Raw genomic sequence first — 14,695 nt, forward strand, 5'->3', positions numbered from 1 at the left:
CTGACAATCCGAAATCCTAGCTTCATTATACATAAATATTAGTAAAATACATTAAGAATTGGAATTGTTAATGTAAATTTAATCAATTTGTCCTAATTTTTTAATGGGATCTTAATATAGATCGATGTACCCTTCCCTATTGTTGAATTGAGTTCCAAGTCACCATCTAACATTTCAACCCGTTCTCGCATCCCGATTAGTCCAAAAGATTTATCTTTTTTTTGATTGACGTCAAAGCCCACTCCATCATCACGGACAGAAACACTTACATCTGTTTTATCAACATAGATATTCACTTGAATAAGTGTAGGGCTCGCATGTTTTACTGCGTTTTGCACAGACTCCTGAATCATCCGGAATAATGCCACTTCATACTTAGATGCTAAGCCTTCAAACCGGCCTTGTTCTGATAATACAATTGTAATTTGATTGTAATCTTCCATATTAGCTAAGTACTTTCGAATGGTTGGAATTAAGCCGAGATCATCCAAAGCCATCGGACGAAGGTCATAGATAATACGACGCACTTCATATAACGATGATCGTACCATTGTGCGCATACTTTTAATTTCTGTCATCGCCTCTTCACGACTACGTTCTCTAAAAGTACGATCGACCAGATCAGCCCTTAATAAGATGTTAGCTAGCATTTGAGCAGGGCCATCGTGGATTTCTCTAGAGATACGCCGGCGTTCTTCCTCTTGCGCTTCGATAATCTTCAAACCAAATGATTGCTTTTGATTGGCATCTTCAATGAGATCACCAATTTGCTTAAAATCATCTGTTAAGTATGTAGATATAATTGAAACCTTACTAACTAAGCTTGTCCCACGCTCAATCATTTGTTCCAAAGATTTTAATCGACGTTCAATATAATCACGTCGATGACGTAAGGATAACTCACGCTCGCGTTTCATTTTTAACTCGGTTTGTAAAGCATGCGTCTTTTCATAAACTTCTCTTATCTCTTCTTCTGAATAAATATTAAAATTCTCACTCACTTGGGCGAGGCGATTACGTGCTAAGCGTTCTTTTTTCTCTAACTGTTCAGAATCTGTGATCAATTGTTTTACTTTTAAACGGATTTCCTCTAATTGTTCAGAAAGTGTCTTGTACTCTCTACGTGATTCTTCCGTTATCTCATATATTTCATCTTTACTGTGCTCAACAACTTCTACCATTTCATCAATCACTTGGTCAAGATTTTTATGGTCACTTGGCTTCATTTCAATTCCCCTATTTTCCCTTTTAACTATTCCTATCATATCATAACTGTTAAGTTTTTGTTTACCATTCGTTTTAAAAACAACCAAAAAAAGAAGAAGAACTCCTAACCGTCTTGCCTTGGCGCTCGATATGTAAGCGTTATAATGTAAAGAGGAGCTTTTATAAGAGGAGGGTTAGTTATGAGTCGATTATTATTTCAATTAGCAGAATGGATCACTAGGTTAGCATATCTAAATTTACTTTGGTTAACCTTCACCTTTTTAGGTTTTGTCATATTTGGATTTTTCCCTGCCACTATTTCAACCTTTGCTATTATAAGAAAGTGGATCAAAGGACAGACCGATTTACCTATTTTCAAGACATTTTGGTCAATATTTCGTCAAGAGTTTATTAAAGCAAACGGATATGGTTTAATCATTTCGATTGTTGGCGGGCTGAGTTATACCCATTTAGTTTTCTTATCTTTACATCGCGATTCAAATTTATTGTTCGTTCAATTCCCTTTATATTTATTTTTGTTTTTTGCTTTGTTAACGCTGCTTTACCTGTTTCCCGTTTATGTGCATTATAATCTTGGTTTCTTTACTGTCATTAAACAAGCATTTTTATTAATGTTGATCCATCCACTTCATAATATAGCAATGCTAATAGGTATTAGCCTAACCATATTCGTATTTAATTATATACCAGGCCTTACTTTTTTCTTTGCTGGCTCGTTTATCGCTTTTCTATTAATGGGAACTTGTTATCAAATCTTTCAATCAATTGAAGAAAAACAACAAAACCGAACAGCTTCTTAAAAAATGATGCTGTTCGGGCATTTTATATGTTGGAATGAACGCATAATGATTTGCACTATTAATGATATGATGCTTATCCTTTAATTGATCCTGCTGCAATCCCCTCAACAATTCGATTACTTAAAAAGAAGAAAGCAACTAGAATAGGAACAATACTAATCATAAGTGTCGCACCTATGGCACCCCAGTCTGTCAAGTATTGACCAACGAAATTTTGAATACCTACGGTTAATGTCTTGTATCGGTCAGAACTAATAAACGTATTAACAAAAACAAATTCATTCCAATTGTAAATCATATTAATAATCATTGTCGTTGACAGTACTGGTGTAGTCATTGGTAAGGTAATTTGGAAGAAAATACGATGTACTGAACAACCGTCCATCACTGCTGCTTCTTCAATTTCCCTAGGTAGCGTTCGATAAAAGCCCATCAAAATCATGATTGTTAACGGCATATTGTATGCCGTATAGGCCAGTACAATAGAGACAGGGTTATCTAATAAATTTAGATTTAAAAAGAATTGAAATAATGGGACAAGTGTTGAATGAATCGGAATCATGTAACCTACCATAAACAAAAGTAAAACAAATTTGTTTAATTTCCAATTCATACGTGTAATTGCAAAAGTAACAAGGCTAGCTAATATCACGGTTAAGATAACGGCTGATACGGTAATGAATACACTATTGAAAAAGTATGTATTCATATTTCCGCTCGTCCAAACTCTTGCATAGTTTTCCCAAAGCCAGTCTTCAGGCAATGCGAAAGGAGATCGACCAAAAATCTCAGCATTCCCTTTTAACGAAAAGAAGAACAACCAAACCAATGGGTAAATTTGAAAAACGGCAATCAACCCTAATACAAAGTACAATATGGCATATCCAATCCGTTTCAAGCTATTTTTTTCTCCAACTGCGGACAAAACTGTCATGATAGATCTCCCCCCTTAATATTGAATGTCATCTTTAGTTGCCATGACTTTTTGAATGACCCACGTCGTTAACAAAGCAAGAATAAGTAACGCGAAACCAAGCGCACTACCATAACCGAAATTGTACCGTCCAAATGCTTCTTTATACATATAAGAGGCAATGACTTCACTTGCTCCATTTGGACCACCACCTGTCATCACAAAGATAAGATCAAAATACTTTAAAGAACCAACAATCGCTAATATAACCGTTGTCTTAATCACGCCAGAGATAAGAGGCACCTTGATTTTCCATGCAATTTGCAAAGGCGTTGCCCCATCTATTTCAGCCGCCTCTATAAGTGATGCAGGAATACCTTTTAAAGCAGCACTGTAAATAATGATATAAAAACCAGCATATTGCCAAATAATCGCTATAAAAATCGCTATTAAGACAGTGCTTCGATCAGATAACCAAGCAGGGGGATTTTCTACGCCGATTGTTCTTAATAAACTATTCAACATGCCATTATTCGGATCGTAGATTTTAATCCATAACTGGGCAATCGCTACTGATGAAAGTAACATCGGAATAAGATAAATTTTTCTTAATAAATCAGATCCTTTTATTTTCCCTGATAAAACTAAGGATACAACTAAATACATGATTAAACTTAATGTTGAGAATAGAGCAAGCAAGAAAGAATTGCGCGCACTAAACCAAAATGTCGAATCTTGTAATAAATGCACATAATTATCTAAGCCGATAAAATTCATTTCACCAATACCATCCCACTGCATCATTCCGTAATAACCGGTCATAACGATAGGAATATAGACAAGGGCTCCTAATAGGATAAGGGAAGGTAAAACATATAATGCAATGATCCATTTATTTGACATCACTTTATTCATGATGATCGCTCCCTTCATAAATCATTTTTTCTCTTGTTTGCAAACATAGCATGCTTTATCTCAATTGATTAACGGGTAAAACAATGGGCATATTTCTGAAAATATGCCCGTTGTTGACTCGCTTCATTAATCTTCATCTGAAAGGGCTTGTTCTTGTCGTTCAGCAAATTCTTCAGGTGTCACTTCCCCTCCAAAAATAGCCTGAATCATATTCAAGTGTACATCAGCAGTGCTCGCGCTCATTTGTACATCAGCATATAATGTCAAATTGGTTGCTTCATTTAAATCGTCCAAAATGTCAATATACATTTGCGGCAAATCTAAGCCCTCTGTGTCAACCGTCGTTGCTGGAATAACACCAGCATCTGTAACTGACATCTCGCCCCAACGTTCAACAAAGTAGGAAACAAATTCAAGTGCTTCTTCTTTTACGTCAGACTGCTCACTGACAAATAGCCCAACACCTGGTCCACCTACATAACTATTAATCTCTCCTGCTCCACCTTCTACTGTTGGAAATTTGAAATAACCTACAGAATCTCTAAATTCCTGTGGATTATCATCATTTGTTGTCCATTCTGGTAAATCCCAAGTTGCCATTAAATACATAGCTGCTTGTTCATTAATAAAGTAACCTTTCGCTTCATCATTACCTAAACCATTATAACCATTAATAAATGCATCCATTTCAACAAGCTCTCTAATCTGAGCCGCTGCCTCAATAAGAGCAGGATCTTCAAAACTTCCTTCTCGACTAATTGCATCATTTAGTGCAGCTGGTCCACCAATACGATCTGCCAAGTACATATACCACATGGATCCTGTCCAAGCATCACGATTACCTACTGTAATTGGTGTCACATCATTATCAACAAGCGTTTGAACCACCTCTTTAAATTCGTCCCAAGTCTCTGGAACACTCAAACCGTGTTCATCAAAGATCGCTTGATTATAATAGACAGGTGTAATATTCAGTTCAAGTGGTAAGCCATAAATACCACCATCCACCTCATAAGCTTCAGCAGTACCCGGAACAAAGTCATCTGTTACTAAGTCGCTTAAATCTGTAAACATATCGCCTCTTGCATACGGTTCAATGAATCCGCCTGCCCAAGTCATCCCGACATCCGGCAACTCATTTGCAGCACCAATAACACTCAAGTTTTCACGGTATTGTTCGTTACCTAGTATTTCCATATCGATTGTAACACCTGGATGGTCTGCTTCGAATTCATCAACAATTTCTTGGACAATCTCATTATGCTGACGAGAACTACCTGCTGGCCATAAATGCATAAAATCAATAACAACATCATCATTTGAACCGTTTTCATTTCCTTGGTTGTTAGCGCCTGCGTCATTGTTACCACAAGCAACCAATCCAATGAATAAAACCGTTAAGATAAGTAAAAAAGTATGTTTTCTAAACATGACCTTACCCCCTAAAAATTGTAGTATAACTAACTTGCACTGATAGTTTATCACGTAAACAAAGGTACGATAAGGTCACAGTATTCAGCTAAAATTCCATTATTTTTAGAAAGCGTTTTCAATATCTTTCCTAAAGGCACTTGGTGTCTTTTTCTCTAACTCTTTAAATACTTTGTTAAAGTATTTTGGTGTGTGATAGCCAACTTTTTCAGCAATCTCAGTCACATTTAAATCTGTCGTTAATAATAATTGCTTAGCATGTTGAATCCTTATTCTCGTTAAGTAATCCGTGAAAGAAACATTTAATTCTTCTTTAAATAATGTGCTTAAATAACTTGGATTCAAGTGGACATGTGCAGCGACTTTTTTTAAAGTAATCTCTTCAGAAAAGGAGCTCTCAATGTACGCTACCGCTTGTTTAACAGAACGCGAATACGTGTCATCGGTATGGAGATGAACAACCTTATCGTCAACAATTTTAGCTATGACCTCTGATTTTTCCTGTTGCTCCTGTTTTCTCAACGCCTCACTAACAGCTTCTATCAATTTATCTTTTCCAATTGGTTTAACTAAATAATTAATTACACCTAATCTCAGTGCTTCTTGGGCATATTCGAATTCAGAATATGCCGAAATAATAATTACAGTTGGTTTAATAGCCTGTTTTTCCAAAGTAGTTAGTAATTTGAGCCCAGTCATTTCAGGCATACGGATATCGGTGATGAGTAAATGAATGGCGTGTTTTTTCAAATAGTCAAGTGCAGCATAGGCATCATTTAGACAAGTAATATTAAATTGACCTTCAGACCATCGCTCCAGCGTACGTTTCAGTCCTGCTCTCGTTCTTGGTTCATCATCAACAATTAAGATTTTTTTTCTATTCATTACATCTCATCCTTTATCATTGGGATAATAAAGCTAATTTCAGTTCCTTCATTTAATTCACTATAAATCTGAATACCTCGGGTTTGATCAGGGTTAAAATAAAGTTGCAAACGTCTTTCTACATTAACCAATGCCATCCCATTTCCTGATGAGTGTACGCCATTACGCGTTCTAATAGATTGATAGATAGATTGAACTCTTTCTTCTGACATGCCACTCCCATCATCTTTTACAGAAATAAGAACCGTTGAGTGATCTTGAACTTTTTTAATTGAAAGGCTAATTCGCCCTTTACCTCGTCGATTACCAATACCATGTAATACCGCATTTTCAACCAATGGTTGTATTAACAACTTAGGAAGCCGTATCGTTAGCAGTTCTTCTTCAACTTCAATTTGACAAGTTAACCGATTACCATAGCGCATCTTCATAATGTGCATATAGTCCCTGATATGCGCTATTTCTTCTTTTAAATAAACCCATTCTTCATCATTTGATCGCGAAATCGTGTAACGAAACAAATCAGACATCGATAAAACCATTTCTGCTAAATCTAGCTCATCGTGCTCCTCTAGCGACCAATACAGTGAATCTAGTGTATTGAATAGAAAATGGGGATTAATTTGTGCTTGTAATGCTTTTAGTTCTGTCCGACTTTTTATCAATTCTCTTTCGTAAACCATCTGAATTAAGTAGTTGGTTTGTTCAGCTAACTGATTGTAGGTGTCGTTCAATTCGTTAATCTCATTTGATGCTGTACTTTGAGGTGTCAGTGTCAGTACGCCTTCTCCAGCTCGACGCATTGTATCTGTCAATTTATGTATGGGATTAGTAATGTACGTTGATAAAAAATAGGAAAGAATAAAAAAGATAATAAATCCCACCAACCCTGAAATGACAATAACTGTTCTTAAGACAGGTAAACCTTCTGTCAAACGTCGCATCGGCGTTAACATGGTTACATTCCAATTTGTTTCATTAGATGTTTCACTAATACGAAGAAAACTTTCTTGATCGGTTATTTCATTAATATTATCAGCATCCCAATCTACTTGTCCTGTAAATTGCGGATAGTTGGAAGAAATTAAACGCCCCCCTTGATCTGTCACTATCATTAATGGATCTTGTTCATTCGTTTGTTGTGTTTGAAAATAATTTTTATTGACACGAATTAATAAATAACCCCCATTGGTAAAATACTGATCAATTAAACGAACGCTGCGAATTAATAAAAAATAATTCGGATTGAGTTGATCTTCTCCAATCCAAATTAGCCGACCACGTGCTTGATCCGCAAGCTCAACCCACTTCAGATCGATTTGTGAAGCTAACCCTGGCCCATCAAGAGGAATAATTTTTTGGTGACCTTCATTAAACAATTCAGTGACATAAATCCCTTCAGCATTAGCTTGCAATCGACTCATAATCGTAATCAGTTCTTGCTTATCGTTAAAGCTGGCTGGTAACCCATGCCATTCGTTATACATAACTGATTGCAGCGTATCATTTGTTACCATTTGTTTTGTCACAAGGTTAAGTTGTTCAAACAGCGAATCATAACGACCTATAGCCTCATTAGCCGTTTGTTGGATCTGTTCTTCTGCATTATCTTTTAACATCGTTGCTACTTGATTGAAGATAAGATAACTAACCGTAAATAGAACAAGTAGCAAAACAAATAAATAGACGGCAAGAATTTGATTTCTTAATGTATTCCATTTTCGCGCCAAACGCATAGCACGCACCCCTTTTCAAAAAACTTGCATTCACTCGCCCTTGATCGGTTAGCTTTTCGTAGAGTTGTTCGTTATACGCCGTCACTTCCCGCTCTATGCTAAGTGAATCAAGACATTAGCTTCCGCCTCTTCGCATGACCTTTGCTCTCTATTTTTATATCACAAAAAATACTCGTTTGTATACGTTTCCATGATATCAAGTTTGTGAATCTTTGTCCATTCGATAGACTAAGATGCCCGTTGACTTTACCCACCTCATTAATCGATTTATACTATAGCTAGAGGAGGTAGCTATATGCTTAAATCTTATTTGACAGTTAACCTAGAAGGAAATACTGAAATCGACATTCAAAAATCACGTTTTATCGGTTATGTTAAACGTGTGGAAACAGAAGAGGAGGCTCATGCCTTTATTCAAAAAATTAAGAAGCAACATCCGCAAGCGACTCACAATTGTTCGGCTTACTTAATTGGTGAATATGACCATATTCAAAAAGCAAATGATGATGGTGAACCAACAGGAACTGCTGGTGTCCCGATTCTGGATGTGTTAAAGAAAAAACAGCTGAAGGATACTTGTGTCGTCGTTACTCGCTATTTCGGTGGAATTAAGCTAGGGGCTGGTGGATTAATTCGCGCCTATTCAAGTACCACATCTGAAGCGCTCAATCAAACCGGTATTGTCACGCGTACATTAATGAAACAAGTGACCATTACGTTAGCCTACCCTTTATTAGGAAAAGTAGAAAATGCGCTTCATCAAAAGCAATATCAAATTGAATCGATTGACTATCTGGAAAAGGTTCACTTTCATGTCCTCGTGGAAATTGACAATCTTGATTTATTTTATGATTGGATCATTGACTTAACAAGTGATCAAGTAACGCTTATTAATAAAAGCGACGTCTACATAGAGTCACCAGTTTCTTAAAAACGTTAGTTACTAGTTGCTATCTTTCAAGCCACTGCTTACATTTGAAAACACAAGCTTTTCTACTGCTTTTAGCATTAATATGATATGATTTTGATATAGACATAATGATTCATGACATATATATGAAATATGTAAAGCTATGGAGGTTGAAAAATTGAGGAAACTTGCTGTTCTATTTATTTTAATTGGCCTTGTTCTCTTATCGATTGGTGGTTATCGATATTTTCAAATCCAAGCCGCTGAAAAGCAAGCATTGAGAGATGCGGAAGATTTGCTTGCAACGCATGCGAATGGAGGGAAAATCGATATCAGTTCATTTGACCCTAATCATGGTGACACGGTCGGTTTATTAGAGATTGAAAAAATTGAAGCAACGCTACCAATTATTGAAGGTACCGACCCAGATGATTTGGACAAAGGTGTCGGTCATCACGCGGCAACCGCTTATCCTGGGCAAAATGATCAAATTTTGTTGTCAGGACATCGTGATACGGTCTTTACTCAATTAGGTGAAGTTGAAATTGGTGATCAATTAAAAGTCACCTTGCCCTATGGTGAATTCTATTATGAAATGGTCGATTCAAAGATTGTCGATGCTGATGATCGAACCATCATTGGCTCCACAGCACCAGATGAACAATTAGTGATCTCTACTTGTTATCCATTTGGTTATATCGGAAATGCCCCTGATCGTTACCTCATTTATGCTGTTCCGGTCGAACAATAGATTTTTAGCTGAGGAGGTTAAATATGAAAAAAATCAGTTTTATATTTAGTGCCCTTTTTATCATCGGTTTAGCGGGTTGTTCAAATGATGAACAAGTATTACCTGAACAACGGTTTGAGGCCTATATTTCTTTGTGGGAAGAACAAGCCTTTAACGAGATGTATAGCATGTTAACCGAAGAGGCTCAAGACAATTATGGAGCTGAAGGCTTTATTGAACGTTACCAAAAAATATATCAAGACTTGGCGATTGAAGATTTAACCATTACTTATAACCTTGTTGAAGAAAACGAAGAGGAAGCGTTGCAAACAACATTTCCGATTACGGTAAGTCAAGATTCCATTGCTGGAGAAATAACGTTTGATGCAGAGATTGAAATGGTTGAGTACGTTAATGAAGAGGAAGAACGTGATTGGCTTGTCAATTGGCACCCTAGATTAATTTTCCCAGAACTCGAGGAAGACGGTAGAATTGCGATTGAAGCGACTGAAACAAGTCGTGGCGAGATATTCGATAGAAATGGAGATGGTTTGGCGATCAACGACACTGTCTATGAAATTGGTATCGACCCTGGACAATTTGGTGATGATCGTGACCAAGAAATCGGAGCGATTGCTGATCAACTCAACTTAAGTGTTGAGACGATTGAGGCAACACTTGAGCAAGATTGGGTAACAGATGGGGTGTTTGTTCCATTAAAAACTTTATCACCAAGTGAGCAAGACCTACTAGAAAATTTAACAAGTATAACTGCTGTTCTTCAACGTGAAACAACAGGAAGGGTATATCCCTATTCAGAAGCATTTGCGCATTTGGTTGGATACATTGGTAATATTACCGCTGAGGAAATCGAGCAAGCAGAACCTGGTGTTTATCAAGCAAATGATCAAATCGGAAAGCGTGGTTTAGAACAATTATTCGAAGAGCGCTTACGGGGAACACGGGGGATTCGAATTGTTGCTGATAACGATGGAGAGCAAATTAGCATTGCCGAAACAACAGTTGAACCAGGGGATGACATTCACTTAACTATAGATGCTGAGCTTCAAATTAATCTATTCGATCATTTTGAGCAAGACCCCGGAACAGCAGCTGCTATCAACCCTGAAACAGGCGAAACACTTGCACTTGTTTCAAGCCCTGCGTTTGACCCACATCATTTTACGTATGGCATTAGCCAAGCTGAATATGATGAACTAAGTGAAGATCCAAAGGAGCCCATGTTAAATCGGTTTGCTGCTACATATTCACCTGGTTCTGCTTTTAAACCGATTACAGCAGCTATTGGATTAAACGAAGGTGTGATCACTCAAGATGATCGTTTAGAAATAGATGGATTAACATGGAGTAAACAAGGGTGGGGTGACTATAGAGTGAGACGGGTATCAGAATCAACCGGTCCAGTCGATCTCAATGATGCTCTTATTCGGTCAGACAACATCTATTTTGCCCAAAAAGCGTTAGCCATCGAAAGTGATCGATTTATCGAAGGCTTAAATAGATTTGGTTTTGGTGAAGATGGCCTTGATTACAACTATCCGATCCAGTCTAGTCGCGTGTCTAATAGTGGAACGATTGATAGAGAGACATTGCTTGCTGATTCAGGATATGGACAAGGAGAAATTCTAATGAGCGCGCTTCATCTAGTCACTGCTTATACGCCCATTTTAAATGACGGGACAATGATCCAACCCACCTTAGACCAAGAAGAAGAACATGGAAAAGCTTATGCAGAAAACTTAATCACAGCTGAACATGCCAGCTATATTCGTGAATCCTTACGTCAGGTGATTTCCCATTCAAACGGAACGGCAAGACAGGCGAATATTGATGCAGTTGAGTTATCTGGTAAAACAGGTACAGCTGAATTAAAGCATTCTTTAGAAGAAGAAAATGCCAAGGAAAACGGTTGGTTTGTTGCCTATCCTAGTAACCATGAGCTAATTATTGCAATGATGGTTGAAGGGGTCGAAGACAATGGAGGAAGTGGCTATACCGTAGAAAAGCTCACCGCTGTATTCGATAGTATATATCAATAACAGCTTCGGTTATAAAAGCGAATAATCTATCACAACGTTACCGAATCATTGATATTGCCAAACATATCTACCAGTTATTCATATTTGTTACACGACACAGAAGGAGATCACGATGAGACACCTTTTACAATCTTTTATTGGTAGCCGTATCATCAAAACTGGGCTGGCTGTCTTTATTACATCAACCATTTGTTTATCATTCAACTTGCCAGCTGTATTTGCAGTCATTACGTCAATTGTTACAATCGAACCAACGGTGAGTCACTCAATTAAAAAGGGGTTAACAAGGTTTCCTGCTTCTGCAATTGGTTCCTTTTATGCGGTTACTTTCATTTCTTTATTTGGGCAATCGCCGATCACCTACAGTGGTGCGGCTATTTTAACTATCGTCACGTGTTCAAAGTTAAAATTATACGATGGATTACTTGTTGCAACTTTAACATCAGTTGCAATGGTGCAAGTTATTGAAGCTGACTTTTTTATAGCTTTTCTTAGTCGTTTAGGTACAACATCGATTGGTATTACTGTCTCTACATTAGTTAATTTCTTTGTTTTGCCACCAAATTATTTAAAACAGATTGACTCTGCTATTAACATGAGTCTCAACACAGCAGCACAAGAGTTAAAATTATTTTCACACGCACTCTTTAAAAAAAATGATCGTTCCCAAGTATTATCCCAGTCTGAAGAAATATTTGAACAATTTCACTATAAAATAAGCGATATTGAACGATTACTCTCTTTTCAGCGCGCCGAATCCCAATACCACCGTCAGTCAGAACGGAAAAAAACTAAGATTGAGAGCGAGACCAAACAATTACGTTTAATAAAACTGATTCATTATCATATTGGCAATCTAAATGCGACACTTTTAACAGAAGTGTCATGGAATGAAGAAAGTATTGAGCTGGTCAATCAAGCAGTTGACACACTTGCTTCTTATATTAAGGATCCGCGTACATTTGATCGTAACAATCAATATGCTTTATTGGAAAAGTTACACAAACGCTTTTCAACGCTATCTTTAAGAAGGTCAACTAAACAGCATTATTTTCATGCAGAAACAATTATATTATATGAGTTAATCGCCTTATTTCAATTGACTGAAAAATTGGCTGATTATCATATAAAAGCTTTAGCTGTTACCTCAAAAAAGTAAGCTACACCTTCAGTTTTCAAAAGAAAACTAAAAATGTAGCTTGCTTGTTTACTCCACTCTAAGTTGGGTGAGGTTAATTATTCATTAGCAGATGATTTATTAGCCATTAATGCGAGAGAAAACAAACCTTCAATCAGCGGGCGTTTTACCGAAGGTTGTCTGTGATAAATGTTCCTCTATTTCTGCTTCTTCTCGAAGCAACGCTAAGCGTTCGTCCAACGCCAATTGAATCTCATTTTCAAGCATTTGTTGTTCAATCTCACTACGAGTATCTTCTAACGCAGGCGCTTGATCCATTTGCTCTCGAAGCAGCTCATAGAATAGCTCAACATCTTCATCGGTTACTTCAATATCTGAAAACTCTTGATTAATATAATACTGTTGAATTAATGACTGCTGCAACACTTCTTTGAAGCTTTCCACTGTATAAGATAGTTGAGCTAAAACATCCTTGAATGCTTCTTCTGTGTCAAACTGAGCCTTCGTTTCTTCGTATACGGTTTCAACCTCTTCTTGAGACACTGTTATCCCTTTTTTGCTGGCATCTTGTGTTAAAACGGTTTGGTTAACTAGCGATTCGATCGTTTGCTCATGTACAATTTCTAATTGATCAACATCATAACCATTGTTCACCATATAGCTTTTTGTTTCATGATAAATAATATTATACTTCTCGCCATAAACTGTTTCACCATTGACTGTCACCACTTTAGCACCTTCATCTACTAACTCGTCTTCACTGACTAAGTCATCTTGCTCAGATAAATCGACGGGCTCGTTTGGTCGTTTGACGACTTCCTTATCATTATCCTGATCTTGACTGCATGCCGTTAACAAAAGACTGAATAAAACTATCCATGCTAATGCCCCCATTTTTCTCAACACATTAAAACCCCATTCTAAAATTTTTCAGTTAGTTAAGTGGATGGCCATGTTCCTATCCGCTATCATGTTGCATATGGTTATTATTGTTTTAAAGAAGGTGATGTTCACCTTGTTAATTCATTTGATATTTCAGGGGAACGGCTATCTTACTAAATAATAAACTGACTAAGACAATTTTGGCAATACACGAACTTCCTCAATCATTTTTGCTTGACATAATGGACATTCAGGCTTTGCATCAAAAGCATAATCAACACGCATCCAGCCTGGACATGAATCATTTGTGCAAGACCAAACTTTAGTTTCTACTTCTTCTACTGGTTCTTGCTTATTATTATAAGCCATTAAACCCCTCCTTTATTCATTATTATACGCTTCTTTTTACTTTAAAACAAAGGTGTCATTATAATTGTATTATAGTGTAAAAAAAATGGGTCTTTTGTATGATTTAAAAGTGCAAAAAAATATTCTATAATGTAAACGGTTACAATTTTGAAATGTGTATCTCCTACTGACTTGAATAACTATATTCATGCTTTCAGCAGAGATTGCGTATTTTTCAAATTAGATTGTCCCCCTTATTGGCACCCAATTTCTAATTGGGTGTATTTTTTTGCGTTAGAAAAATTAAACCCTTTAAATTCTAACAATTAAAACGAAGCATCAATACGTAGGATTTTTCGGTTCTATAATGAATGTCGTGGTGTCCTCTATCGGTTTAAAAGCGAGACTCTTTTGGCATCAAAAATTTTCAACGTTTGAAGAATAAAATATTATGGCAACAAGAGGTTAAAAAGGCTCTCGTTTGAAATAGCACATAGCAGAGGAAATATGCGAGACTCTAGCGGGAACAGCACGGAAACTGCTGAAAAACTAACCCTGGAGGTATTTTGAATTTAATGGAGTCTGTACTCACTCCAGTTACAGACGATCGCTTTCCGCGGGCACGGCCTCAGCTAACTTTAAAAGCTAAGAGCGCTTCTAAAGTGGATCTTCGGACGCGTGCTGATCCCGCAGGAGTCGTCGTCTTTCACTTCCGTTTTA

13 protein-coding genes are annotated in these 14,695 nt (G+C 37.0%); 5 read left to right on the forward strand and 8 right to left on the reverse strand.

Going from position 1 to position 14,695, the window contains the following annotated elements; genetic code table 11:
* Window positions 1-92: 92 nt before the first annotated feature.
* Complete coding sequence (locus B494_RS0102430) at window positions 93-1,226, reverse strand: sensor histidine kinase (RefSeq protein WP_187682930.1); 1,134 nt, start codon at window positions 1,224-1,226, stop codon at window positions 93-95.
* Window positions 1,227-1,406: 180 nt separating this feature from the next.
* Between B494_RS0102430 and B494_RS0102435 the strand changes: the two genes are divergently transcribed.
* Window positions 1,407-2,027, forward strand: coding sequence for a YesL family protein (locus tag B494_RS0102435; RefSeq protein ID WP_017470770.1), 621 nt, complete (start codon window positions 1,407-1,409; stop codon window positions 2,025-2,027).
* 73 nt (window positions 2,028-2,100) lie between these two features.
* Here the strand turns inward: B494_RS0102435 and B494_RS0102440 are convergent, their stop codons facing one another.
* The 5 genes from B494_RS0102440 to B494_RS0102460 all read right to left on the reverse strand — a co-directional run bounded on the left by B494_RS0102440 (window position 2,101) and on the right by B494_RS0102460 (window position 7,907).
* Entirely contained in the window at window positions 2,101-2,961 is an 861-nt protein-coding gene (locus B494_RS0102440; RefSeq protein WP_017470771.1) for a carbohydrate ABC transporter permease, read from the reverse strand.
* Between the two features lie 15 nt (window positions 2,962-2,976).
* A complete protein-coding gene (locus B494_RS0102445; RefSeq protein ID WP_017470772.1) occupies window positions 2,977-3,855 on the reverse strand; it encodes a carbohydrate ABC transporter permease in 879 nt (292 codons plus the stop codon).
* Between the two features lie 126 nt (window positions 3,856-3,981).
* Entirely contained in the window at window positions 3,982-5,286 is a 1,305-nt protein-coding gene (locus B494_RS0102450; RefSeq protein WP_017470773.1) for an extracellular solute-binding protein, read from the reverse strand.
* A 105-nt stretch (window positions 5,287-5,391) separates the two neighbouring features.
* A complete protein-coding gene (locus B494_RS0102455) occupies window positions 5,392-6,171 on the reverse strand; it encodes a response regulator transcription factor (protein WP_017470774.1) in 780 nt (259 codons plus the stop codon).
* The gene (locus B494_RS0102460) at window positions 6,171-7,907 is read right to left on the reverse strand and encodes a sensor histidine kinase (protein ID WP_017470775.1); all 1,737 of its coding nucleotides are present in this window, start codon (window positions 7,905-7,907) and stop codon (window positions 6,171-6,173) included. Before B494_RS0102460 ends, B494_RS0102455 begins: the two co-directional genes overlap by 1 nt.
* 295 nt (window positions 7,908-8,202) lie before the next feature.
* On the opposite strand from B494_RS0102460, the gene B494_RS0102465 reads away from it, so the two are divergent.
* From B494_RS0102465 to B494_RS0102480, 4 genes are all read left to right on the forward strand, one after another.
* Window positions 8,203-8,838 (forward strand): YigZ family protein, encoded by a 636-nt coding sequence (locus B494_RS0102465; RefSeq protein WP_017470776.1) that lies wholly within the window; start codon window positions 8,203-8,205, stop codon window positions 8,836-8,838.
* A gap of 157 nt (window positions 8,839-8,995) precedes the next feature.
* Complete coding sequence (locus B494_RS0102470) at window positions 8,996-9,568, forward strand: class D sortase (protein WP_017470777.1); 573 nt, start codon at window positions 8,996-8,998, stop codon at window positions 9,566-9,568.
* 23 nt (window positions 9,569-9,591) lie between these two features.
* Window positions 9,592-11,607, forward strand: coding sequence for a penicillin-binding transpeptidase domain-containing protein (locus B494_RS0102475; protein ID WP_017470778.1), 2,016 nt, complete (start codon window positions 9,592-9,594; stop codon window positions 11,605-11,607).
* A gap of 112 nt (window positions 11,608-11,719) precedes the next feature.
* On the forward strand, window positions 11,720-12,766 hold the full coding sequence (locus B494_RS0102480) for an FUSC family protein (protein ID WP_017470779.1): 1,047 nt from the start codon (window positions 11,720-11,722) through the stop codon (window positions 12,764-12,766).
* A 129-nt stretch (window positions 12,767-12,895) separates the two neighbouring features.
* Here B494_RS0102480 and B494_RS0102485 read toward each other — a convergent pair whose 3' ends face one another.
* Together B494_RS0102485 and B494_RS0102490 are read right to left on the reverse strand one after the other, a co-directional pair.
* Complete coding sequence (locus tag B494_RS0102485) at window positions 12,896-13,651, reverse strand: SurA N-terminal domain-containing protein (protein WP_017470780.1); 756 nt, start codon at window positions 13,649-13,651, stop codon at window positions 12,896-12,898.
* Window positions 13,652-13,816: 165 nt separating this feature from the next.
* A complete protein-coding gene (locus B494_RS0102490; RefSeq protein ID WP_017470781.1) occupies window positions 13,817-13,996 on the reverse strand; it encodes a cold-shock protein in 180 nt (59 codons plus the stop codon).
* Window positions 13,997-14,695 lie beyond the last annotated feature (699 nt).

The organism is Amphibacillus jilinensis Y1, from assembly GCF_000306965.1.
GTDB lineage: Bacteria > Bacillota > Bacilli > Bacillales > Amphibacillaceae > Amphibacillus_C > Amphibacillus_C jilinensis.